This is a genomic window from Dyella sp. (assembly GCF_036384435.1).
In the GTDB taxonomy this organism is placed as follows: Bacteria; Pseudomonadota; Gammaproteobacteria; order Xanthomonadales; family Rhodanobacteraceae; genus GSA-30.
The window spans coordinates 18,017-42,009 of the sequence record NZ_DASVMI010000141.1; the positions used below are offsets into that span (position 1 = coordinate 18,017).

Sequence of the window (23,993 nt, forward strand, 5' to 3'; positions counted from 1 at the left end):
GCGGTCGGGCAGGTCCTTGCCGGTCAGGGCGTCGACTCCGGCAGCTGGTGGTTGAGATAGTCGTAGGCGAGACGGCGCGCCTGGGGGACGTCGAAGTCGCCGCCTGCCAGGCTGCCGCGCAGCCACAGGCCGTCGATCATCGCGGCTAGGCCGCGCGCTGCCTGGCGCGCTTGGGCAGGGGGCAGTTCGCGGCGGAACTGGCAGGTCAGGTTGGAATGCAGACGCCTGTCGTTGGCGCGTTGCAGCCTGCGCAATTCGGCGTGATGCATGCTTGCCGACCAGAACGTCAGCCATACGCGCATCGCGGTACTGCTGACCTGGGTATCGTGGAAATTGCCGTCGATAATGGCTCGCAACTGGCTGCGCGGATCGGGGGCGGCATGGTTACGGCACTCGGCGACCGCTTCGCGCAGTTGCCGCAGGATGTGCCGCATGGCCGCGTTGAGCAGGCCGTCCTTGTCGCCGAAATAGTGGCTGACGATGCCGGTCGACAGGCCGGCATGGGCGGCAATCTGCGCGATCGTGGCGTCGGCAAGGCCTACCTGCTCGATCGTCTCGAAAGTGGCGCGGATCAGTTGCTCGCGCCGGATCGGTTGCATGCCGAGCTTGGGCATCGTGCGGGCCTCCTATGGCGGCAGCGGGCGGGTATCCGCTGCGAATACGTAGACACTATATTTTATTTTGATTGAACGTTCAATTATAAAACGATAAGCTTATTTCCCATGCCCGGAAGTCACCCCGGGCCTGGACCCCTTCCAGGCACGCGGCGAGCGATCAACGGCGTCGATCTTTCCAAGGAAGTTGGCTTATGGATCAGCGTGTTATTCCCACGGCGCCGGCCGTGCCCCGGCTCAACAAGCCCGTGTTCATCAGTTCCGCCACGCTGATCCTGGCGCTGGGCACGCTCACGGTGATCTTTCCCACCCAGGCCATGCACTGGCTCGGACTGGTCCAGGATTGGGTTTCCGAGGCATTTGGCTGGTACTACATGGTGGTGATGGTGGCCGTCATGGTGTTCGTGTTCTGGCTGGGCGCGTCGCGGTATGGAACCCTTCGCCTGGGGCATGACGACGACCGGCCGACCTTCAGTTATGGTGCCTGGACCTCGATGCTGTTCTCCTCGGGCATCGGCATTGCGCTGGTCTATTACGGGGCCTACGAGCCGCTCGATCACTTCCTGTTGCCACCGGAGGGTGAAGGCGGGTCGGCTCAGGCGGCCAGGCGGTCCATGGAAATCACCTTCCTGCATTGGGGGCTGCACGGCTGGGCGCTATATGCGTTGATGGGCGTGGTCCTGGGCTATTTCGCGTTCCGGCGTGGCCTGCCACTGGCGTTGCGTTCACCGCTGCATGCCTTGTTTGGTGAGCGTATCCATGGACCGATCGGCCATGTCGTCGACGGCTTCGGCATCCTGGCAACGCTGGTGTCGATGGTGACCAACCTGGGTATCGGCGCCCTTGTCCTGATGTCCGGGCTACATTTCCTGTTTCCATCCATTCCCCAGACACCGAGCATGCTGGTGGGCCTTGTTCTGGTGATGATGGTGGTGGCAACGATCGCTGCAATCACCGGCGTGGAGAAAGGCATCGCCTTGCTGTCCCATATCAATGTGCGACTGCTATGTCTGTTGCTGCTGTTCGTATTCGTGTGCGGCCCGACCCTGCACCTGTTCGACGGCATGGTGCAGAATGTCGGCGATTACCTCACCTCGTTCGTCGGCAACAGCTTCGATCTCTATGTCTACAGCCATGCACGCGAGTGGCTGGGGCGCTGGACCTTGTTCTATTGGGCGTGGTGGATCGCCTGGGCGCCATTCGTGGGCATGTTCATCGCGCGTATCTCGCGCGGCCGCACCATTCGCGAGCTGGTGATTGGTGTGATGCTGATTCCACTGGGTTTCACGCTGGCATGGCTGTCGATTTTCGGCAATACGGCCATCGACCTGGTCATGAACCACGATGCGGCCGCATTGGCCGACGCCGCGCGCCATGACCCGCCGCTGGCGCTATACGAACTGCTCAATCATCTGCCTGCCACCCGTTTTATCGCTGCCGCCACCGTGTTGATCGGTTTCGTACTGTTTCTGACTCCGGTCGATTCAGGCACGTTGATGATTGCCTCGTTGTGTACTACTGGTGGGGAAGGTGAGCACGATGCGCCCATCTGGTTGCGTGTGTTCTGGGCCGTTGCGACCACGGTGGTCACGATCGGGTTGCTCTACAGCGCCGGTAACTTCGATGCGATGCAGACCGCCGTGGTGTTATGCGGCTTGCCGTTTTCGGTGGTGCTCCTGTTATACATGCGTGGATTGCAGAAATCCTTGCATCAGGAATACATGGCTGGCCGGGCGGGCGCATGAAGCAGGCCTGGTCTGCCGTAGCCGGCTGGATGCTTATCGCGGGGGGCCATGCCGAGCAGGAGCAATCCTCGTCCCTGCTGGGCATCGAGGTGACCGCCGCCACCCAATATGTCTCGCGCGGTTTCCAGCAGAGCTGGGGCCGGCCGGCCTTGCAGGCCGGGTTCGAGCATTCCTTCCCGGCAGGCTGGTTCGTGGGCACCTGGGCCTCCACGGTGAGCCCTCGTTTCATCGAACGTGGCCGAGTCGAATGGGATGCCTATGCTGGCTACGGTGGTACATGGCACGCCATCGGCGATGAATCCGTCGACTACCGGCTGGGCTTGTACGGCTATCGATACCCTGGCGCGCGCATGACGGCGACGGGCACCGGCTACGATTACGCCGAGCTCATCGCCTCGACCGACTGGCATGGCTGGTCGTTGAGTTACGCGATCACCGTCACGCGTGATTATTTCGGCTTCAACAGCCGGACGCTTGGATTGCCTGGGCAATCTCATTCGCGCGGATCGGGCTATCTCTCGATCGGGCGTGGTCTGCAACTGGGCAATGGATACCGGCTCGACCTTCATTATGGCTGGCAGCGGGTCAACCACTTTTCCGATTACAGTTGGACCGATGCCAGCATCGCCGTGTCGCGACGTTTCGCCGGCTTCGATATCACGGGCAGTTACGCACGCGGCTGGAACGCGGCCGGGGTATTTCGTCACTACGGCACTGGAGTGCCGGACAAGGCCGGTCGAATCCATACGTCCAACCCGATCGCCGGCGCCTGGTTCCTGACTGTGGGTCGCGCTTTCTGACGACAGTGCATCGCCGCTTGCGCGCAGAGATGTATACAAGCGTCTTCAATTCGTCACGGATGCGCTGAGAAAATCACCCGTGGCCGGCTGGCGGACGCAAGCTCGCGCGTAAGCGTCGAGATCCCCAGGCATCGCGTGCTGGCCATCCAAGGCATTCATGGTCGGTGGCGGCTGGTTGCACCATTGGTCGACGTGGATTGTTCAGGGCGCCGGTCTTGCGCCCGTGACGATCAGCAAATGCAACGTGCATGGGTAAGTGGCGAGTGATGCGTGACGCGACCTCCTACTGTTCGCCTGCTGGCGCTGGCTTGGCCGGGTTTGACGCGGTCACGCTGGATCTGGCGGTATTCGTGACCAGCGTAGCGCCAGCTCGCGCGGTTGGATTGCTGCGCGATGAGCGTCACCACGGCTTGCATGAATCCTTGGCGATCGATGCACGCACCGTATGCCGGGAAACATCTTCCGGTGACGTTTTCGAAAGACTGGGCCATATCCAGCTTGCAGTGAAGGAAGCAACATGACAAACGGACGTCTCTACTACGTGATGGGCCCCTCGGAAGCGGGCAAGGATAGTGTACTTGGCTGGGTGCGCGAACACGGCGTGCCGTTGGGCGTGGTATGCGCACATCGTTACATCACCGGTGCGGTGCCGATGGATATGGATCCCAGCCGCGTACCCTTGAGTGAGCAGGAGTTCGCCCGGCGTGAAAGCCGTGGCCTGTTCGTGCTTACCTGGAAAGCGCACGGACACCGCTTCGGCATCGGTCGCGAAATCGAGCACTGGATGAATCGCGGTGCCGATGTTCTCGTCAACGGATCGCGTGCCGCCTTCGGCGAGGCGCTAAGGCGTTTTCCCAGCCTGCAACCCGTGATGCTGGTCGCTCATGGCCAGCATCCGCCCATGAATGACGGCGTAGACGATGCCGTGCAAGCAGTTCCTCGTGGTGCTTGGGTCATCCACAGCGACACCAGCCTGGTCTGCACGGGAGCGCAACTGCTCGACGCCATCCGGGTAAGGCAGGCCGGCTGAGCTGCGATATGCTCGGCAAGCCCTTGCCCCAGGGCCACCAAATGTGGAACCGCAGCGTGCCGCGACTTCCTGCGCTGCTTTACTATCGAGGGGTAACTCCACGAGGAACCTCCAGCCGTGCAACGATTCGCTCTGACCCTGCTTGCCCTTTCGGTCGCCACCGCCGTGGGTGCCGCCGACGCCCCCAGCTTCGATCCGCACCGCCTCTCCTCAGACGTCAAGACGCTTTCGTCGGATGCCTTCCAGGGGCGTGGGCCGGATACACCTGGAGAAACCAAGACCATCGACTTCGTGGTGTCGCAGTTCAAGGCAGCCGGCCTGGAACCCGGCGGTGACTTGAAGAATGGCAAGCGCGAGTGGACCCAGGCCGTCCCGTTGTTGCGCACCGAGATCGTAGGCACCCCTTCGCTCAGCCTGACCATGGCCGGAAAGGCGCAGCCGCTCACCCAAGGCGATCAGATTGCCGTACGCGCGCCGCTCGATGGCGCCAAGGCCGTGTCGATCAAGGATGCGCCCCTGGTCTTCATCGGCTACGGCGTCACCGCCCCGGAACGTCACTGGGATGACTTCAAGAACGTAGACCTGCACGGCAAGATCGCCGTGGTGCTGGTCAACGACCCGGATTTCGAGACTGGCCAGGGCGACTTCGGTGGCAAGGCCATGACGTACTATGGTCGCTGGACCTACAAGTATGAAGAAGCCGCACGGCGTGGTGCGACGGGCATCCTGGTGATCCATGAGACCGCACCGGCCTCCTATGGCTGGGCCACTGTGAAGAACTCCAATACCAATGCGATGTTCGACATCGTGCGCGATAACCCTTCCAGCGTGCACACACATCTGGAGGGGTGGATTCAGCGCGACCTGGCCGTGGCCATGTTCAAATCCGCGGGCCTCGATTTCGAGGCGCTCAAGAAGCAGGCACAGACGCGCGACTTCAAGCCGGTAACGCTCAATGGCGAGAGCCTGTCGGCATCGTTCAAGGTTGACGCCAAGGTGATTACCTCGCACAACATCGTCGGCCGCATCGATGGCAGCAAGCATCCTGATCAAACGGTCATCTACAGTGCCCATTGGGACCATCTGGGCGTCGGCGCGCCGGATGCCAAGGGCGACCGCATCTACAATGGCGCGGTGGACAACGGTACCGGCACGGCGGCACTTATCGAACTGGCGCGCGCTTTCGGCAAAGGACCCAAGCCGGATCGCTCCATCGTATTCCTCAACGTCACCGCCGAGGAAAAGGGGTTGCTGGGCTCCGAATACTATGCAGCCAAGCCGCTGTACCCGCTAGGCAAGACTGTTGGCGTGATCAACATGGATGCACTGGACCCGCATGGTCCGGCGCGCAACTTCACCATCTCTGGCAACGCCAAACTGGACCTGCTTGACCAACTGACGGCCACGGCCAAGCGTTGGGACATGACTTACTCGCCCGACCCGCGCCCCGAGGCGGGTGGCTTCTTCCGCTCCGATCACTTCTCTTTCGCCAAGCGCGGTGTGCCGGCCATCTCGTTCGATTCGGGCGACGACTGGGTCGATGGCGGCGTGGCTGCTGGCAAGAAGTGGGAAGAGGAATACACCAACGACCACTATCACCAGCCCTCGGATGAGTGGCAGGCCAGTTGGTCGTTCACCGGCATGGCCCGCGATCTGCAAGTGCTCTACACGCTGGGCAACGACCTGGCGCATTCGAATGCATGGCCGAACTGGAGCGTCGACTCGGAGTTTCGTGCCGCGCGCGACGCCAGCTCAGCCGATCGCAAGTGATATACCGGAAAGCCGGCCTCGCGCCGGCTTTCTTCTGGCCCAGGTTATTGGCAGGGCAGGGACCCCAAAAACCCGTCTCCTGCGCACTTACCTCCCTGCGTAGGAGCGACTTCGGTCGCGAAGCAATCTGCGCCCCAGTCGCAGATTGGGGCTCTAAACCACCAAGCCACGACCACGCCGCAACTTGTTCGTCGCGACTGCAGTCGCTTATGCCGGCCCTGTTGCCACCGGCGTGGTGTGAGTCGATCCCGATCACGCGGCCTGAATTGGCGTCGATCTGAAGTTTGACGTTCTCGCCGGCACGGTTCTCGGCGCGCACATGCCACATGCCGCATGCCGTCGCGGCAATCGGCCGAGCTAACATAGGTGGCCAACCGAGAGCAAGCCGGCGCTTACATAGCGTTAGCTCGGGCGTGACACTTGCGCACCAGGAAAGGCCTGGCGTGTTTTCAGATCAACATAAGCGACCACCTTGTTGCCTTCACCGCGACATGCATAGGTTTTCCACATGTCATCACGAAACTTGAGGCCATGCACTGTGGAGTAATCCAGCTGTTCACGTGCATACGTACCTGCAGTTCCGTCAGGATGTCCTGCGCCACGGCGACTGTCGGGAGCCAAGTGCCAAGGCAGAGGCCTTTTCATGGCTATTCCTGTTCAGGCTTGCGTGGGGGGCTGCAAGCCTGGGGCGTCTGCATCCACCTCGATGAAAAGTGGCTGTGGGTTTGCTTGATTGCCCATGCATTGATAGCGTCTTACGTTCATTTGCTTTTTTGATCGAACGTAATATTTTGTAACAAATTTAGACGATTTTCCGTTCGTCAAAATAAATGTGTGGATCGCAGAAATGGGCGTATAGCCGTCTATTCGATGGCGTATGGGATTTGCGCTGCCTATCGATCCGATCGTTGTGGTCTATCGGTGGCGCCAAAAAATACGAACTGCATCGCAATATCCAAAGGTGATTTGTTTTTTATGTAAGCCAGGTGCCATCACGCATTGCAGCGTTCATGAGCAACGCGGATGATCCGCGCACCCAATCCCTGGGCTTTAGGGGCTCTCCATGAAACACCCTGTCGTAGTCGTAGATCGGCTGCGCGGCAGGCGATGGCGCCAACTGGGCGCTTTCGTTTCTGCCGTCTTTGCCGTGGCTGTCGCCGCCCCCGTTTTCGCCGATGGCGTGACACTCGCGCCATCCCAGCGCACGGATATCAACCTGGGCGCGCAACCTTGGAGCTACCTCGCCGAGGACAACGGCAACAACCTGATCGATGGCAATAATGCTTCGACACCGCCGCCCGCTGCCGCCGTGAACTTCGATGATTCGAAGTGGCAGAAGGTCGGCCTGCCGTATTCGACCACTCAGTTCACCACCTTCATCAACGAGAAATCCGGCGGCGGTGACGGCGAACTGCACGGCACCATTGGTTGGTACCGCACCAAGCTCACCGACTCGGCCCAATACAACGGCAAGAAGGTCACGGTGGAGTTCGAGGGTGCCCACATGGGCGCCCAGGTCTACGTGAATGGCCATTTCGTGCCTACGACCAGTGCGGTGGCCAGGGATGCCACGGCCACGCACGTCAATGGCTTCCTGCCGTTCATCGTCGACGTCACGCCGTACCTGCACTACGACGGCACTGACACCATCGCGGTCAAGGTTGCGCGTAATGGCGATTTCTTCGAGGACCCGCAGATTTCCGGGTCCTTCCGGTTCGGCCAGGCCGACACCGGTATCTTCCGACCGGTGCGGCTGCATGTCACGGACAAGGTCTATATCCCGGAAAACGTTTATTCCGGGCAAAAGACCTGGGGCACCTATGTTGGTACCGTTGCGGCCAGCGACGATCAGGCCACTGTTCGTGTTCAGACCAATGTCGCCAATGAGTCCGATGATTCCGTCACCGCGACGTTGACCACACAGATCGTCGATGCCAGCGGCAAGGTCGTGGCAACCCAGCAGGACCAGAAGCTGCTGCCGGCGCACTCGATTCCCGGGGCTGATCCGGCTCCGGTCTTCGATCAGACCTTGACGGTCTCCAAGCCCACGCTGTGGTATCCCAACAACAGCCCGTGGGGCAAGCCGTATCTCTACAAAGTGTTCCACACGGTCAGCATCAACGGCCAGGTGATCGACGCCAAACAGAGCACCCTGGGTATCCGAGTGATCACCTGGGACAAGGATTTTCCGTACATTAACGGGCACAAGCACTACCTGTGGGGTGCCGCAGGCCGTTACGACTACCCGGGTCTGGCATCGTCCGTGCCCGAAGAACAACAGTGGCGCGACCTGGCCCAACTCGCTGCCGCCGGTGGCAACCTGTGGCGCCCAGGGCACTCCTCATCCAGCCCCGAGTTCGTGGCCGCGGCCGATGCGTACGGCGTTTTCATCGTGCAGCCTTCTGGCGATGGCGAGAACGGCTTTGCCAATGCTTGCGCCGGCACGGACAACGTCCAACAGTGCCAGGACAAGGAAACGCTCAAGCGCGAGCTGCATCGCGACATGATCATTCGTGATCGCAGCCACCCGTCGATCCTTGCATGGGAAGCCAACAACGGTACCATGCACGAGGATTTTGCCGCACTGCTCAAGCAGATCTCGCTGCAATGGGATTCGATCAACAGCCGAGCGCAGACCGATCGCACACCGGACGTCAACAACGGTGACGTGATCTCCTGCGACGGGGCCGGTTGTGAAGTGAACCTGCATCAGCACGATGCCGCCAGCAAGCCGACTTACGGTGCGGAATACTGGTCCAACTGGGGTGTGCAGCGTTCGTCCTACGATTATGAATTGGCCTTTGCGCTGCAATACCTCACACCGTGGATGCAGGGTCGCAAGGCGAACAACTTCGGCATGACGCAGTGGTACTTCGCTGACAGCCCAGGTGAAATCTTCGAGTTCGTCGACGGTACCGACCAGACGCTGGTGCGCTCCATGGCCCAGTCGATGGTCGATATGAACCGTTTCCCGCGCCTGCTTTACTACATTTATCAGGCGAACTGGGCGCAGTATCCGCAGATCAAGTCGATCAAGCTCGCCGGTACATGGAATCGCCCTGCGGGCATGACGCGCGTAAATGCCTTCAGTAACTGCCCGGCCGTGCAGTTGATGGTCAACGGCTCACCGGTAGGTGGACCGCAGGTTCCCAACAGCTGGGATTCCGATACCACGGCCGATTCGGCCCTGGTCGGTACGGCGCAGGCTGGCACTGACCTGGAAGGCAATCCGACGCGGCAGCCCGTACCGGCTGATGTACAACTGGCCGAGCAGACCACCAAGCTGCCGGGCCAGGTGCATTGGGATACGGCTTACCAGCCTGGCACGGTCACCGCGCAGTGCCTGGATGAGACGGGTGCCGTACAGGCTTCCGATACGCTGACCACCGCCGGCAAGCCCGACCATATCTTGCTCAAGGCGGTCAATGAACTGGTGCGTCCGGATGGCACGGCGTTCGAATTGACGGCCAACGGTTCGGACACGGCATTTGTCGTGGCGGCCGTGGTCGATGCGCAGAATAACCTGGTGATGACGGGTGATGGCTCCCAGACCAACATCACGTTTGCAGTCGATGGGCCGGTCGAGTACCACGGTGGTTCAGAGCAGTTGGTTACGGCCGGCCAGCCACTGAGCTATCACGCGCCAGGCGATCATGAATTGCAGACCGAAGGTGGCCTGACCAAGATCGCGATGCGTACCCTGTTCCAGACAGGTCCCGTCACGGTCACGGCCACCGCACCTGGGCTGGCGCCGGCACAGGTCAGTTTCAATATCGATGCGGTGCCCAATCCTGTGGTGACACTGGGCAAGCCCTCGATCATCGCCCAGCCGGTGGAGCAGGATGTCACGTCCGGACAGACGGCACAGTTCAGCGTTGCCGCTTCGGGTGCGCAGCCGATGAGCTTCCATTGGTTCAAGAATGGTCAGCCGGTGGGCGGCAATAGTGCGGTGCTGACGACGGATGCCACGACCAAGGCCGACGACAGCGCGGTGTACACCGTGGATGTCGTCAACGGGCTGGGCGATGAGCTATCGGCCCAGGCGGTACTGCATGTGTTCGATCCCGCGCCGATCGTGATCCAGCAAGCGCCTCAGGCGGTGAACGTGGATGCGGGCCAATCGGCGCATTTCGCGGTCTCGGCTACCGGCTCGCCGACAATCAACTACCAGTGGCTCAAGAACAACCAGCCCATTGCTGGCGCCCAAAGTCCCTCGTACGACACGCCCGTGCTGACAACGGCGGACAACGCAACCTATTCGGTAACGGTAAGCAATCCAGTCAACCAGATCACTACCACGCCGGTCGCCTTGACCGTCAATGCGGCGCGCCCGCCGGTGGTGACGCAGGACCCGGTGAGCGTTGTGATCAATCCCGGGCAGCCGGCCACGTTCAGCGTATCGGTCACCGGTTCGGCGCCCTTCCATTACCAGTGGACCAAGGACGGGGTCGTGGTGGGAGATGATGCCTCGACGCTGACCCTCGCCAAGGTGACGCCCAGCGATACGGGTAGCTACCAGGTAACGGTCAGCAACATCACCGGGCAGACCGCGGTGAGCAAGGCGGCAACGCTCAAGCTGGCCCCGCCGGGTGCCAACCTGGCACTGAACAAAAAGACCTTCGATTCCAGTGAGGAAAATACCGGCGCAGGTGGCACGCGCGGCGAATATGCCAATGACGGCCAGGATGGTCAGAACGGTACCGCGAACACACGCTGGGGCTCGGCATTCAATAACGTGGCCGATGCAGACAACCAGTGGCTGGATATCGACCTGGGCTCGGTGCGTACGTTCAATCGCGTGGTGCTGGAGTGGGAGGCTGCCTACGGCTCCGCCTACAAGTTGCAGTATTCCAACGATCGCCAGACCTGGACCGATGCCTTCTGTGAAGGGGACGGCGCCAATTGCGATGCGGCGGGTACCGGTGGCACTGAAGACAAGACATTCCCCAGCGTGCAGGCGCGCTATGTGCGCATGCAGGGCGTCAAGCGTGGCACGGCCTACGGTTACTCGTTGCTGGAGATGCAGGTGTATGACGGCGCCAATTGTGGCGCGGCCGGCACGTCGAACGAACGCTTCACGGTCAACGACACGGAGACGGCGACCGATAACCTGAGCAAGCTGATCTGGACGCGCACGCCGCATATTCCGGCCGATGAAAGTGCCCAGCTCACTCAGGACAAGGCCGCCCAGTATTGCGCCGGGATTGGCGCACGGCTGCCGACGGTGGCCGAAGCCAAGGCGATCAGTGGAGCCAATGCGGTGACCTGTGCGTTTCCTGCGCCCTGGAACGCGTGGACCTCGGAGACCGATCCGAACAACAGCACTAATGGCCTGGTCGTGTCCTCCGCCGGTGTCATCAACAGCGAAGTGGCGACCAACTTCCCCGGTCAGGCCATGTGCGTGAGCGGTGATCGTGTGCTGCCGCCGGTGATTGCGAATGCTCCAGTCTCACAGACCGTGGGTGTGGGTCGCAGCGCGCACCTGACGGTCACCGCGACCGGGACCGGTCCGCTTAGTTACGAGTGGTTCCGCAATGGCAAGTCGGTATTCGTCAGTGCCGATCCGTTTCTGGACACGCCGGCCGGTGTGCTGGGTAACAACGACAGTTACGTGGTCGAAGTAACGAGTGCGCAGGGCCTGACCGTAGCCAGTTCCGCGGCGACGGTGACCGTGGACGACTCCACCAACGGCAACGTGCCGCCGCCCGATACCAATAACAATAACGCCAGTGATCCGAACGAAGGCAATGGTGGTGGTAACAACGGCGGAGGTAACAACGGCGGAGGTAACAATGGTGGCGGGCAGAACGACGACAACACCCCTGGTGATGGCCACAATGGTGTAAACCTCGCCCTGGGCAAGACAGCTAGCGCCAACGGCAGCGAGAGCGGCAACGATGGTGCCGATGCGGGCTATCTCGATTCCGCGCAGGCTTTCGACGGCGACATCGGTAATACCCGCTGGTCCTCGCCATTCCAGGACGAAGCGTGGCTGGCCGTGGATCTGGGTGCGATACGTACCTTCGACCACGCCGTCTTGCGTTGGGAGCGTGCTTACTCGACCAACTACCAGTTGGAAACCTCGATCGATGGCGTGACGTGGAATACGAAAACGCCGTTCTTCACGCGTAATCCCGGTCTGGGTGGTACGGAGCGCATCAGCTTTGCGCCGCAGACTGCCCGTTACGTGCGCATGCACAGCTTTGCCCGCTCCTCGCAATATGGAGTGTCGCTTTACGAACTGGAAGTTTATGCAGCGGCGGCACCGACCATCACTACGCAGCCGGCCACCCAGTCGGTCGCCGCGGGACAGTCGGCGCTCTTCGAGGTGGGCGTGCAGGCGGGTGGTCCGGTGTCCTACCAATGGCGGCGCGGCGGGACGGCGATCGCCAATGCCACGCAGGCAACCTACGGTTTTGTGGTCGCGCAGGGTGACACGGGGGCATCGTTCGATGTGGTGATAACCGATGCCAACGGCAATGCGACGACCAGCCAAGCCGCCGTGCTCACCGTGACCGCAGCCAACAACACAGGCACCAACAATACCGGTGGTAGCAATGGCAATGGTGACGGCGTTGGCAACAGCGGCTCGGGCAACACCCAGCCGACGGCCGGCACCAATCTGGCGCTTAACAAGCCGGTGAAGGTATCCGGTACCGAAAACGACGTTGCATTCAAAGGCGCCAACGTCAACGACGGCGATCCGAATACGCGTTGGTCGTCGGCATTTGCCGATCCGCAATGGATCGAGATCGACCTGGGTTCAGTTCAGTCGATCAACCGCGTCGTGCTCAATTGGGAAAATGCCCACGCCACGGCTTACCAGATCCAGGTATCGACGGATGAGCAGCACTGGGATACGGCCTTCGACCAGCCCAAGGGGCAGGGCGGCATCGAGAACGATACGTTCCCAGCAACGGTGTCCGCGCGTTACGTGCGCATGTACGGCACGCAGCGCAATACCCAGTACGGCTACTCGCTATGGGAGATGGAAATCTACGGTGATGCAGGTGCGCCGACGCAGCCAGGTGGCAGCAACCCGGGATCGGGTGGTGAGGAGGGCGGTGGCGACAACGGATCCGGCGGTGCGGACTACACCGTCTATCCTGGCTTCATTGGAACCACGTTGAAGAACAACACCCACGGCGCCTATACGGATGACCAGGTGTATGTCCAGGTGATCGCGCAGGATCCGGCCACGCATGTGTTCTCCTGGCTCAAGCCCGATGGCACGTTCGCAGCCATGTCCATTGCCGACAATGATGCCAGCGGTCATTTGAGCAAGAACGGCCAGAACTATCCGAACTACGCCTTTACCTTGGCGCAGGCCAAGTTGATGAAGCTGCCGAAGATGGATTCGGGCCGTATCTTCATCTCGCTGGGCGAGCCGCTGTATATCAAGGTGCTCACGGATGCCAATGGCAACATCGGTTTCGCCGGTCCCAACCCGCTCAACGGGACTGATCCGAACATCGGTGTGCGGTATGACTGGTACGAGTTCACCTACAACGATGGTGGTCTGTGGATCAACACCACCCAGGTGGATGATTTCGGCTTGCCGCTGCTGCTTGACGTATGGGGTGATAGCAAGAATTTCCATCAGCAAACCGGCTTGACCGAGACGCATGATGCCTTGCTCACTGAATACGCCACGGAAGTACCGGCGGCTTTCCAGGTGCCGCTCCAAGGGCAGTTACGCATCATGGCGCCCGGCAAGTCCACGTTTGATGCGGGGCAGGTCAATCAGCACTACTTTGACGATTACGTGAGCCAGATCTGGACCCAGTACGGCAGCAGCACCTTGAACATGGATGTCGGCGGGCGTCACTTTGCCGGCCAGGTGGTCAACGGAGACCTGATATTCAATGAGCTGGACGATACCGGCCAAGTGGTTGCTGGCGGCCCATACATCGTGCACAAGCCTTCCACCCAGGACATCCTGGAGGGTAAGGGAGCGTTGGCCACGGGCAATGCAACGGAGCTGGCGATCGAGGCGCAGATCTGCGCGGCCTTCAATCGTCACGTCATGGAGGACAGCACGCTCTGGGCGGTCAGTAGTGCGTACTACCTCGGCGCGCCGGCCAACTACTACGCCAGGTTCTGGCACACCCATGGCGTGAGTGGCCTAGCCTATGGCTTTGCCTACGACGATGTGTCGAACCAGAGTTCGACGATTCACACCGACAAGCCCGAGCACATGGAATTGGGAATTGGTTGGTGAGTTGGGCAGTGATGTAAAAGAAACGGCCCCTCGGGGCCGTTTCTTTTTATAGAAGGCGTCAGATCATGGGGCAAGGCGCGTGATTGGACTCGTTCATGGTGACGATGATCGGAGCACAGCACCGTGTGGCTTTGCTACTCGCCCCCCCCACCCTGAACACTCACTCCCGGGCTTCTGGCCCCTAGCCCTTCATGTTCTCTCAACCGCATGCAAGCGCGTCACCTGTCCCAGCGGCAGGTTGGAAAGCAATGCACGCTCGGCGCGATCCAGGTGCTCGCAAGCCGAGTCGGCGGCGTAGCGCATCAGATAGGTCAGCTGATTGGTGTATTGCGATCCTACGCCATGCATGCGAATCATCTGCGCGGCATCGGCTAGGCACTCGAAGTCGTTATAGGCCTTGTCGAGCGAGGCGCTGGCCTGTGTATGCGTGAAGGCGAAAGCGTTGGCGCCCTGGGTCAGGGAGTTGATGAACTCTTCCAGTTTGCAGGTGGCTTGTCGCGCGGCGAAAGCCATCATGTCCGCACCTGCCAAGGCGATCTCATTATCGGACATGGCCCGATGGGTGAGTTCGGCAAAACTGCGCGCAACCTCGAGCAGCTCCGCGGCTGCGTCCTTAGCTGGGTTATGACCCATGGCCCTTGATCTCCCGTCACCTGGCACAATCGGTCTATTGTGGACCTGTTGAGTCTGTTTTGCGCGTGCTGCGACAGGTGATATCGGAAAAAATCCTAGACGAGCTCTACTGTTACAGGATTGTTCCGTAAGTGCTTGTAAGCTCGGTAAAGCTTCGCGTGAAGAAGGGCGCATGCCTGCAGGCGCGTGAAGAAAATCAGAAATTCTTGTGCATTGCCACTTTCAATCCGTTCACGAATGGTTATAGTCAGGTTGTCGACAGGGGGACTGTGACATGACCATTCCGCAACTTCTTTCTGCCTTGCTTGATATGAGTCGTACGCCAGCCATGGCCACGCCCAGGCGCCACAGTAAGCCGCAGCACTCCCAGCTGGTGAGTTGGAGCGGTCAGGCGCGCACCCGGCGTGAAGATGAGCTCGCCCGTTTCCAGCTTCAACAGCAGACTGACGCCGCTATTCAGGGCTGAGCTCTCTGGTTCATGTAAGCCGTGGTCCAAGGTATGTCTGAGGCGCCTTGCTGGCTTGCACCGGCGCTCGGCTGCCTGCCCATGGTCGCCGGATGAGCTGAGCTTGCCAGGCCATGGCTTGTCTTTGCAGTCGCTAGCAGTGGACGCCTTTTAATTCCATCGGAAATTTTCTGAAACAGGGTTCGCCTTGTGTGATGGATTTTGTCTATTTGCCTGACGCGTTAGGGCAGAAACTGCCCTAAAAAAGCGATTTATTTTTTATCTCGATCTAAAGCGTCGAGAAATTATTTTTTGATGTTTTTCTTAATTGATTCTGTGCTTGAATTATTTTAAGGTCGCTCAAATATTCGGGCCCAGGACGGGAATTGCAGTTACCGTCACAGTCAGGGCCATTTCGCGTCAAAGGTATGATTTAACGCGTTAGGGGGACAAATGCAGGGGGCATGGAAGGGGACGTGGTCCCGGCACGTCACGGTTGCCGTGATGTATGCCGTTACTTATGAATTATTGCGACAGGTTTCTTTTTCGCACTGGCTGCTATTTGCCGGTTTCCGCTTGAGCGCGTTGCTACTGGTGCCTGTGCGCTATTGGCCAGCGATGGCCTTGGGTGAGATGGCTCCTTTGGCCCATACGGCCGTGACATGCGTGGACGAGTTCGGGCTCACGTGGGCGATCTTCAGTGTCCTGCCTCCGCCGATTGCGTTCGCTATGCCGATCGTGCGCTTTTGCCAGAAGCGATGGCCGGTCTTTTCGGTACGCGGCCAGACCCATGTCGGCGCTTTATTGCTGGTGTCTTTCCTGGTGTCGGCGGTATGGACCTTGGTTGACCTGGGCGGCTTTGCTACCACGCGCCTCCCTCCCAGCTATTCGGCGCAATACCAGATACTGCTGGCGCGCTGGTTCATCGGCAATTTCCTTGGCGTACTCACAGTCGTGCCGCTGCTGGCATTCCTGCGTGAAGCATGGAAGATCACGCCGGTGGCGCGGCGCTGGCAGACGGCTTGCGATAGCCGGTTGCTGATCGAAGGCATGCCGTTACTGCTGCCTGCCCTGGGGCTGCTGGTCTGGCTTGCTACCCGTGCCAGTTTCGAGGATGGCCGGCAGGCTGCACGCATGGCGATGTTTCTGCCGGTGGTATTTCTTGCCTTGCGCCATGGCTGGTACGGGGCGGCGGTAGGTGGCACAGCCGCCAGCCTGGCAGTCGTGCTGACGATGCCGGCGCGCAACGATCCCGGCACGTTGCAGGCAGAGGTCTTCGTGGCGTTCGCTATCACCACCATGCTCATGCTTGGAGCACGTATCTCGGCGCTGCATCGTCGTGATGAGCAGGAGCGCGTGCAGGTGCGCGAAGCACTGGCCCTGGCACAGAGGAACATCGACGTGGGCGAGGAACGGCTGCGCGCTGCTGCCGAATTGCTCGAACACGTTCGTGAGAATGTGCGGGTCGGCTTTGAGCACGTGCTCGGCCGTATGCAGAACGTTCCCGCCTCCGACGGCCGGCGCTACGTGCGGCAGGCCGCTTCGGCCCAGGAACAATTATTTCGCCTTTCCGATAGCCTTTATCCAACGGGCTGGAACGACAAGGGCTTGCTCGTCTCGTTGCGCCAGGGATCGGTTGCGCGAGCGTTGTCCGAAGCAGGGGTTTCGTATTGGTGTGATGCCGAGGGCGATTTCGACCAGCTGTCACAGGCCATGCATTTGGCGCTTTATCGTCTGGTTTGCGAAAGCGTCACCCAGGTCTGGGCCGAAGGCGCCGCGTCGCGCATCCAGGTGCGTATTCGCGCCGGGGCCTTCGGCGAGGGTCGCTGGGCGGTCATCCAGGTGCATGCCGCCGATGAGGCGCATGCGCAGGCCATGATGCTCAGCCAGGGCGACACCCGGATGAGTCTGGGCCTGGGGGGCACGGGCCTTGGCTGGGAAGCGGTAAACAACCGCGTTGCCGCATACCAGGGCAGGTTACGCCGACGCGGCACGGATCAGCAGCGCCGCGTGAGCATCATCGTGCACGACCGAAGGCCGCCGAGGGATGCGGCCCGCGGCGGCGAAATGCTTATTGAATCTGGTTGCTATTGATGCGACTGTTGCATTCAACCGGATCGCACTGGCTGGCGGCAGTGTTGAGTATCTGGACGCTGCTGGCCTGCGGCTGAGCCTGGATGCTGTTGACGCGGCTATTGCATTCAACCGGATCGCACTTGCCGGTCGTTGCGTTGAGCAGCAGCGTGGTGGTGGTCGAGGATGGTTGGACACTCCTGACACGGCTATTGCATTCCACCGGATCGCATTTGGATATTGCCGTGAACAGCAACGTGCCATTGCTCAGTGCCTGTGCGGAGATCTGTACGCCGACGTCCTGGTAGACTGGTTCGCCGGCCGACGAAGGCTGGGCGCTGGTTGAGTCAATGATGACCTGAGAGGCGGTGCCGATCGGCAAGTTCATTAGCTGGTTGCCGGCCGTGGCTATGGCTGCGCGAACATTGCCGGCGGTATCGTTAACCTGGATAAAGCGCACGCCATCCTTGACAAAGACGTAGACGTGAAAGCGAGTGCTTGAACTGACGTCCTGTGCATTGGGCCACGCCTGACCCAATCCGGATGAAGGCGGTGAGCCAGCCATGGCGGCGCCCGCAAAAATAAAGCCGCCCAGGGCGACCAGGTGCATCAACTTGCGCATATATTCCCCTTGTGACGTAAACATTGGCGCCCAGCGCGCCCCGCGAAGGCGATCACGTTATCGTTTTCAGTTTGAATAAAACACGCACAATGCCTCACTTTCAATGGGGCGATAGTGTTAATAACGATATAAAACCGTGATCGGTTCCGCTGATCTAATGATTAGTCAAGGTTTATTTCTGCTGGCTGTCCTTGGCCAGGTCTTTGACTCGATTTTAGATCCCGTCGTCATTTCGGGCGGACTTGTCGTGTCGGCCAGTTCCCTGGCTGGGGACACCGGCCAGGAGCGACGAGCGATCCGCCATCCTTGCCTTGGGTTCAAAAGTGGCTAGCCGACGTGCCGGTCGCAGGCCGCACGCCTGGCCTGCCATGGGAAAGCGCGGTGATCACCAGTCGACCGAAGAGGTGCTGGCCGGTTAGCGGCGCGGCAGGCGTGCCCTGAAACGGACGCCGTCGGCCACGTTCGCCGCCGTGACCGTGCCGCCATGGGCGCGGACGAACTGATCGACGATATAAAGCCCCAGGCCTAGCCCCTGGCTGCGATGGAAGTGTCCCTTGAAGGGTTCGAAGATCCTGGGAATCAGCGTATCGGGAAGCTTGCCGGCGTTTTCCACCATGATGTCGATATAGCGCCCATCGCTGCCGTCCAGATGCAGCCGGGCCGGCGTATCCGGCGGGGCATACTGGATAGCGTTGCCAAGCAGGTTAGCCAGTACCTGGGTCATGCGTATGGCATCGAATGCGCCGCGCAGGTCGCCGGTGCGCGTCACCTCCACGTTGCGTCCAGGATAGGCGTGCTGCAATTCGCCGACGACATGTTGTCCCAGTTCGTCCAGGTCGTGCTCGGACCGGCTGACTTGGAAAGACTGCGTACGGATGCGGCTGAAATCCAATAACTGGTCGACCATGCGCGCCATGCGGCGGGCACTGGTCTCGACATGCTCGGCGGTCCGCGCCAAGCGGGTCCCGGCTGCGTCTTCCTGCATTTTCTCCGAGCACAGCGTAATAGCCGCCAGAGGCGTTCGAAGGTCATGCGTGAGCACGGCGATCATCATTTCGTTGAGTTGCAGTGCCTGTTCCAGCCGCTCATTGCGTACGCGCAGCAACTGGCGCTGCCGATGCAACTGGATGAATACATCTACCTTGCCGGTGATGATGCGCGGGTCCAGCGGCTTGTGCAGGAAATCCACGGCACCGGTTTCATAGCCCTTGAACGAGCGCGCCGGATCATTCGGCGAAGCGGTGAGGAAGATGATCGGAACATCCCGGGTACGCTGTGCTCCTCGCATGAGCTCAGCCAGGGCAAAGCCATCCATTTCCGGCATTTGCACGTCCAGCAAGGCCAGCGCCACTTCGTGGGAGAGCAGCAGCTCCAGTGCCTCGGCCCCAGAAGAAGCTTTGAGGATCGTCACGCCATCGCGAGTCAGCAGCGCCTCCATCGCCAGCAGGTTTTGCGGGACATCGTCCACGATGAGGATGTGCGTCGCTGGCAGCGCTTCGGCTGTTGGCGTGGCGACATGATCGGTGGTGTCGGTCATGGCTGCGAATGCACTAGTCGTTGGCATAGCTCGTCCAGGGGCAAAATTAAATCTGCGCCAGCCTTGGCGATGGCCGATGCGGGCATCGTGGGAGCGACCGCATCCTCGGGCGCCTGGATCCAGACAGTGCCGCCTTCGCGCCGGACCTGCGCGACGCCATCACTACCGTCGGCGCTGGCGCCGGTGAGCAGGATGGCAAGCACGCTTGGTCCGAAAGCAATGGCGGCGCTTTCGAACAGAACATCAATGGCCGGTCGTGAAAATAACACTGGCGCGTCATGTGACAAGGCCAGGCTGGACCTGTCCTCGATCAGTAAATGGTAATCCGGTGGCGCGAAAACTACCGTACCCGGCCGGATCGGCTGTTTGTCCTCTGCTTCGCTGACCGGCAGGGCACAGCTGTGTGCCATCAGGGCAGCCAGGCCACTGGGACGGTCACGCGGCAGATGCAGCACGCACACCACGGGCACCAGCCAGTCCGGTGGCAGGCTTCCCAGGACGGCCTGCAATGCATGCACGCCACCGGCTGATGCGCCCACTACGACGATATCGATTCCTGACGGACTCATGCACCGACCTTCCGGTAAAGCCGCTGCGGTGGCTCGCAGAGCACGAAGTCCTGTGCGTATTGGCCAAATTGCAAGGCCTCCTTGGCCCCCAGCCCCAGGAAACCCTTGTGTACCAAGGCATCCTTGAACAGGCCGACGGCGCGATCCTGCAAGTCGCGATTGAAATAGATCAACACGTTACGGCAGGACACCAGGTGCACTTCGGAAAACACCGCATCGGTGGCCAGGCTGTGGTCGGCAAATACCACCGACTTGCGCAGTGCGCGGTCGAAGAGAGCTCCGCCGTAACCGGAGGTGTAGTAATCGGAAAGCGACCCCCTGCCGCCGGCCTCCAGGTAATTGCGGCTGAATTGTGCCATCCGGTCCAGCGGATAGATGCCGGCCTCGGCAGCCGCCAGGGCCTGGGGGTTGATATCGGTGGCATAGATCAGCGTGCGATCGAGCAGCCCCGCCTCGGCCAGCAGGATGGCGAACGACCACACTTCTTCGCCGGTGCTGCATCCGGCCACCCATAGCTTGATCGATGGGTACGTGCCAAGCACCGGGACTGCATGTTCACGGACCGCGCGAAAATACGCCGCGTCACGGAACATCTCCGAGACCTGCACGGTGAAATAGCCCATGGCCTGCGCGAACAGATCCGGCTCGTGCAGCAGGCGATGCTGCAAATCGGCCACGCGCTTGCAGTCGAAGCGCGTCATGGCCTGGCGCACCCGCCGGCGCAGCGAACTGATCGCGTAACGGCGAAAGTCATAGTGATAGCGCAAGTACAGCGCTTCGAGCAGAACGTGCAACTCGAGATCGAACAGGGCGCTTTCGTCGCTCATCGACGTGCGCACCATACTCGGCACAGGGAGATCAGCTTGTCCACGTCGATCGGCTTGGCAATGTAATCGTTGGCGCCGGCGCGCAGGCATTGTTCGCGATCGTCGGCCATCGCCTTGGCGGTAAGCGCAATGATCGGCATGCCCGCCCAGGCCGGATCAGCGCGGATATGCCCGATGGCGGTCAGGCCGTCCATCTCGGGCATCATGATGTCCATTAAGATCAGGTCCACGTCCTGGCTGCGCAGTCGCTCAAGTGCCTCACGGCCATTCCGGGCGATTTCAAGGCGCACACCTAGCGGTTCAAGCACGCTTGTGAGCGCGAAGATATTGCGCACATCGTCCTCGGCCAGCAGGATCGTGCGACCATCAAGCATGGCATCGCGCTGGCGAGCCTGTTGTAGCAGGCGCTGCTGGTCACTGGGCAGCGAGGCTTCCACGCTGTGCAGAAACAAGGTGACTTCGTCGAGCAGGCGCTCAGGTGAGCGCGCGCCTTTGACGATGATGCTCTTGGAGTATTTACGCAGGCGGTGTTCTTCCTCGCGCGTCAACGAGCGTCCGGTATAGACAATGACCGGTGGAAAGGAGAACGCATCGCTGTGTGCCATGTGTTCGAGCAGGTCATAGCCACTGCCATCGGGGAGGGCCAAGTCCATCACCATGCAATCGAAGGTGGCATGGGCCAGTTCGGCCAGGGCATCGGCGACGCTGCCGACCGCGCGGATGTCCAGTTGGTCGCGATCCAGCAGCAATACCAGGTTCTGCCGCAGTTGCTGGTCGTCTTCGACGATCAGCAGGCGGCGCATCCGTTGCCGGTGGCGATCTTCCAGTTGGCCGATGGCATGCACGAGCATCTCGCGCGTGGCCGGCTTGGCGATATGGCCGATCGCGCCCAGCTCCATGGCGACTGAATTGCGATCCTGAGCAGACACCACGTGCACGGGAATATGCCGGGTAGCCGGGTCGCGCTTGAGCCGTTCGAGCACGCTCAGGCCCGATACGTCCGGCAGGCCTATATCCAGCAGGATGCCGCAGGGCGAGAGTATCGGGGTGAGCTCCAGCGCTTCCTCGGCCGTGCCAGCCACCACGCAGTCGAAATCCAGTTCGTGTGCGAGTGCGACCAGAGCCTGCGCAAAGCCCGCATCGTCTTCGACTACCAGGATCAGCCGTCCCGGCCGGCCGGGAGCATGGCGATCGTCTGCGATACTTCCGGCCGGCATGGGCACCGCAGGCGCGGCCGGTGTCGGGACCTTGGTGTCGCGCTCCGGTGGAAATTGTGCAGGTGCGCTAATGGCGAGGGGAAGGCCGGTGGTCTCGAACAGCGAGGCCTGGTCGAAGACGACAGGCAGTTCCAGCGTGAAGCAACTGCCCTTGCCGGGTTCACTGGTCACGCTGATGTGGCCGCCCATGCGCTGGGCCAGGTCACGCGAGATCGACAGGCCTAGACCTGTGCCGCCGAACTTGCGGCTGGTACTGCCATCGGCTTGGCGAAACGCCTCGAAGATCGCCTGGGTCTGGTCCGGCTCGATACCGATGCCGGTATCGCACACGATATAGCGAATGCGCTCGGCATCGGTTGCCTCCACGCGCAAGCTGACCTTGCCCATATCGGTGAACTTCACCGCGTTGGCCAGCAGGTTCTTCAGGATCTGCATCAGGCGCTGGAAGTCACCCACGATATTGGCTGGCGTACCGGGAGTCCGGGACAGTTCCAGTGTGAGCTGCTTGTTGGTACACAGCGGCTCGAAGGTTTCACGCAGGCGCTGGAGTACCGCGTCTACCTCGATCGGCTCGGCGGCCAGGTCGATATGGCCTGCTTCGATCTTGGATAGGTCGAGGATGTCATTGATGAGGGCGAGCAGGTCATTGTTTGACGCGTGGATGGCACGAGCGTAATTGACCTGCTGCTCGGTGAGGGTATTTTCTTTGTTGTCGGCCAGCAACTTGGCCAGGATCAGCGCACTGTTGAGCGGTGTGCGCAACTCGTGCGACATGTTCGCCAGGAATTCGGATTTGTAGCGGCTGGTCGCCTCCAGCCTCTGTGCGCCTCGCGCCATGTCCGCCTGTGCACGCAGCAAGGCATGGCGTTGGCGTTCCAGTTCCTGGGTGCGTTCTTCCAGTTGTACGTTGGTCTGTTCCAGTTCGGCCTGCTGTGCTTCAAGCGAGACTTGCGAGTGCTGAAGGCTGCGCGCCTGCTCTTCGAGTTCTTCATTGGCAACGCGCAATTCTTCCTGCTGGGTTTGCAGTTCATCGCTCTGTCGCTGGGTTTCCTCCAGCAATTCAGCCTGGCGCTGTCGATAGGTGGCCGTGCGCAATGCTGTGCCGATGAGCTCGGCGCTTTGCTCGAGCAGGCTCAAGTCCAGGTGAGCTCGTGCCGGGCGCCCGAGTCTGCCCAGTTCCATCGCACCGATCGGCCGGCCATCGGCAAGTAGTGGCAACAGGAGCAGGTCCGTGGGGGCGCTGTGTCCCAGGGTGGACGTAATGGGCAGGTGGGTAACTGGAATGCCGGCAACGCGGCGAGGCTGTCGTTGGGCCAACACTTCGCCAAGCAGGCCGGCATGGGCGGGCAGGCGTTCGGTCTGGTTTTCGCGCAGGGCTATGCCGCCGATCAGCACGAGCTGCGCACCCTCCAGGCGATAGAAAGCCCCCACCTGGGCCTCCAGTCGATCACACAGCGCACGGGTGGCGTGGACCGCGATGTCCTGGAGCGTTTGTTCGCCACGCAGCACCGTGGCCAGCAGATTTTCGCTCTCCTGCAGCCACAGCAATTGTTCGACGTTGCCGCGGGCACGCAGGGCCTGCCAGACCACGGTGGCGATGATCCAGAACGATACCGAGCCCAGCACACGATTAAATACGGTGTGTCCCCCCGACGAGGCGCCCGGCGAAAGCCAGAGGCTGCCCGCGGTGCAGATCATGGAGACCAGGGCCACCCAGAAGGGCAGCGTGGGCCTGGACTGGAACAACGTCAGGCCGATTGCGACGAAGTACGAACACCAAAGCGCATAGCCCAGGGGCGTGAACGCATCCAAACCCAGGTTGATGATCATGAATATGACGATGACCGCCCAAATGGAGCGGTCACGGGCAATGCGGTTCGGTGTCATGAC

16 protein-coding genes are annotated in these 23,993 nt (G+C 60.9%); 8 read left to right on the forward strand and 8 right to left on the reverse strand.

Translation table 11 applies throughout. From position 1 onward, the window contains the following. Positions 1-23: 23 nt before the first annotated feature. Positions 24-614 (reverse strand): transcriptional regulator BetI, encoded by a 591-nt coding sequence (betI, locus tag VF436_RS13735; protein WP_330904592.1) that lies wholly within the window; start codon positions 612-614, stop codon positions 24-26. A 194-nt stretch (positions 615-808) separates the two neighbouring features. Between betI and VF436_RS13740 the strand changes: the two genes are divergently transcribed. The 5 genes from VF436_RS13740 to VF436_RS13760 all read left to right on the forward strand — a co-directional run bounded on the left by VF436_RS13740 (position 809) and on the right by VF436_RS13760 (position 5,959). Continuing rightward, a complete protein-coding gene (locus tag VF436_RS13740; protein WP_330904593.1) occupies positions 809-2,359 on the forward strand; it encodes a BCCT family transporter in 1,551 nt (516 codons plus the stop codon). Beyond that, positions 2,356-3,159: a TorF family putative porin gene (locus VF436_RS13745; RefSeq protein ID WP_330904594.1), complete on the forward strand. Its 804-nt coding sequence runs from the start codon at positions 2,356-2,358 to the stop codon at positions 3,157-3,159. The genes VF436_RS13740 and VF436_RS13745 overlap by 4 nt, the downstream gene beginning before the upstream one ends. Positions 3,160-3,407: 248 nt before the next feature. Next, complete coding sequence (locus tag VF436_RS13750) at positions 3,408-3,680, forward strand: hypothetical protein (RefSeq protein ID WP_330904595.1); 273 nt, start codon at positions 3,408-3,410, stop codon at positions 3,678-3,680. Then, positions 3,677-4,189, forward strand: a complete 513-nt coding sequence (locus VF436_RS13755; protein WP_330904596.1) for a hypothetical protein — start codon at positions 3,677-3,679, stop codon at positions 4,187-4,189. The genes VF436_RS13750 and VF436_RS13755 overlap by 4 nt, the downstream gene beginning before the upstream one ends. Positions 4,190-4,306: 117 nt before the next feature. Then, complete coding sequence (locus VF436_RS13760) at positions 4,307-5,959, forward strand: M28 family metallopeptidase (RefSeq protein WP_330904597.1); 1,653 nt, start codon at positions 4,307-4,309, stop codon at positions 5,957-5,959. Between the two features lie 402 nt (positions 5,960-6,361). On the opposite strand, the gene VF436_RS13765 is transcribed toward VF436_RS13760, so the two are convergent. Beyond that, the gene (locus VF436_RS13765) at positions 6,362-6,604 is read right to left on the reverse strand and encodes a hypothetical protein (protein ID WP_330904598.1); all 243 of its coding nucleotides are present in this window, start codon (positions 6,602-6,604) and stop codon (positions 6,362-6,364) included. A gap of 418 nt (positions 6,605-7,022) precedes the next feature. On the opposite strand from VF436_RS13765, the gene VF436_RS13770 reads away from it, so the two are divergent. Then, positions 7,023-14,180: a beta-1,3-glucanase family protein gene (locus VF436_RS13770; RefSeq protein WP_330904599.1), complete on the forward strand. Its 7,158-nt coding sequence runs from the start codon at positions 7,023-7,025 to the stop codon at positions 14,178-14,180. Positions 14,181-14,369: 189 nt separating this feature from the next. Here the strand turns inward: VF436_RS13770 and VF436_RS13775 are convergent, their stop codons facing one another. Next, the gene (locus VF436_RS13775; protein ID WP_330904600.1) at positions 14,370-14,813 is read right to left on the reverse strand and encodes a hypothetical protein; all 444 of its coding nucleotides are present in this window, start codon (positions 14,811-14,813) and stop codon (positions 14,370-14,372) included. A 274-nt stretch (positions 14,814-15,087) separates the two neighbouring features. Here VF436_RS13775 and VF436_RS13780 point away from each other — a divergent pair, with 274 nt between their 5' ends. Continuing rightward, positions 15,088-15,279 (forward strand): hypothetical protein, encoded by a 192-nt coding sequence (locus tag VF436_RS13780; RefSeq protein ID WP_330904601.1) that lies wholly within the window; start codon positions 15,088-15,090, stop codon positions 15,277-15,279. 483 nt (positions 15,280-15,762) lie between these two features. Then, positions 15,763-17,352: an MASE1 domain-containing protein gene (locus VF436_RS13785; protein ID WP_330904602.1), complete on the forward strand. Its 1,590-nt coding sequence runs from the start codon at positions 15,763-15,765 to the stop codon at positions 17,350-17,352. Here the strand turns inward: VF436_RS13785 and VF436_RS13790 are convergent. From VF436_RS13790 to VF436_RS13810, 5 genes are all read right to left on the reverse strand, one after another. Beyond that, complete coding sequence (locus VF436_RS13790) at positions 17,330-17,953, reverse strand: hypothetical protein (RefSeq protein ID WP_330904603.1); 624 nt, start codon at positions 17,951-17,953, stop codon at positions 17,330-17,332. The two genes, VF436_RS13785 and VF436_RS13790, sit on opposite strands and share 23 nt — an antisense overlap. Before the next feature lie 415 nt (positions 17,954-18,368). Further along, positions 18,369-19,490 (reverse strand): hybrid sensor histidine kinase/response regulator, encoded by a 1,122-nt coding sequence (locus tag VF436_RS13795; RefSeq protein ID WP_330904604.1) that lies wholly within the window; start codon positions 19,488-19,490, stop codon positions 18,369-18,371. Beyond that, positions 19,487-20,059 carry a chemotaxis protein CheB gene (locus tag VF436_RS13800; RefSeq protein ID WP_330904605.1) on the reverse strand — a complete coding sequence of 191 codons (573 nt, stop codon included), beginning with the start codon at positions 20,057-20,059 and terminating at the stop codon, positions 19,487-19,489. Before VF436_RS13800 ends, VF436_RS13795 begins: the two co-directional genes overlap by 4 nt. Continuing rightward, a complete protein-coding gene (locus tag VF436_RS13805; RefSeq protein WP_414649859.1) occupies positions 20,056-20,886 on the reverse strand; it encodes a CheR family methyltransferase in 831 nt (276 codons plus the stop codon). The genes VF436_RS13800 and VF436_RS13805 overlap by 4 nt, the downstream gene beginning before the upstream one ends. Beyond that, positions 20,883-23,990 carry a response regulator gene (locus VF436_RS13810; RefSeq protein WP_414649860.1) on the reverse strand — a complete coding sequence of 1,036 codons (3,108 nt, stop codon included), beginning with the start codon at positions 23,988-23,990 and terminating at the stop codon, positions 20,883-20,885. Before VF436_RS13810 ends, VF436_RS13805 begins: the two co-directional genes overlap by 4 nt. Between the last annotated feature and the right edge of the window lie 3 nt (positions 23,991-23,993).

What these genes read in the sequence shown, in the direction of transcription:
- betI (WP_330904592.1), bottom strand. Translation starts at nt 614, where the DNA reads ATGCCCAAGCTCGGCATGCAACCGATCCGGCGCGAGCAACTGATCCGC.
- VF436_RS13740 (WP_330904593.1), top strand. Translation starts at nt 809, where the DNA reads ATGGATCAGCGTGTTATTCCCACGGCGCCGGCCGTGCCCCGGCTCAAC.
- VF436_RS13745 (WP_330904594.1), top strand. Translation starts at nt 2,356, where the DNA reads ATGAAGCAGGCCTGGTCTGCCGTAGCCGGCTGGATGCTTATCGCGGGG.
- VF436_RS13750 (WP_330904595.1), top strand. Translation starts at nt 3,408, where the DNA reads ATGGGTAAGTGGCGAGTGATGCGTGACGCGACCTCCTACTGTTCGCCT.
- VF436_RS13755 (WP_330904596.1), top strand. Translation starts at nt 3,677, where the DNA reads ATGACAAACGGACGTCTCTACTACGTGATGGGCCCCTCGGAAGCGGGC.
- VF436_RS13765 (WP_330904598.1), bottom strand. Translation starts at nt 6,604, where the DNA reads ATGAAAAGGCCTCTGCCTTGGCACTTGGCTCCCGACAGTCGCCGTGGC.
- VF436_RS13770 (WP_330904599.1), top strand. Translation starts at nt 7,023, where the DNA reads ATGAAACACCCTGTCGTAGTCGTAGATCGGCTGCGCGGCAGGCGATGG.
- VF436_RS13775 (WP_330904600.1), bottom strand. Translation starts at nt 14,813, where the DNA reads ATGGGTCATAACCCAGCTAAGGACGCAGCCGCGGAGCTGCTCGAGGTT.
- VF436_RS13780 (WP_330904601.1), top strand. Translation starts at nt 15,088, where the DNA reads ATGACCATTCCGCAACTTCTTTCTGCCTTGCTTGATATGAGTCGTACG.
- VF436_RS13785 (WP_330904602.1), top strand. Translation starts at nt 15,763, where the DNA reads ATGTATGCCGTTACTTATGAATTATTGCGACAGGTTTCTTTTTCGCAC.
- VF436_RS13790 (WP_330904603.1), bottom strand. Translation starts at nt 17,953, where the DNA reads ATGCGCAAGTTGATGCACCTGGTCGCCCTGGGCGGCTTTATTTTTGCG.
- VF436_RS13795 (WP_330904604.1), bottom strand. Translation starts at nt 19,490, where the DNA reads ATGACCGACACCACCGATCATGTCGCCACGCCAACAGCCGAAGCGCTG.
- VF436_RS13800 (WP_330904605.1), bottom strand. Translation starts at nt 20,059, where the DNA reads ATGAGTCCGTCAGGAATCGATATCGTCGTAGTGGGCGCATCAGCCGGT.
- VF436_RS13805 (WP_414649859.1), bottom strand. Translation starts at nt 20,886, where the DNA reads ATGAGCGACGAAAGCGCCCTGTTCGATCTCGAGTTGCACGTTCTGCTC.
- VF436_RS13810 (WP_414649860.1), bottom strand. Translation starts at nt 23,990, where the DNA reads ATGACACCGAACCGCATTGCCCGTGACCGCTCCATTTGGGCGGTCATC.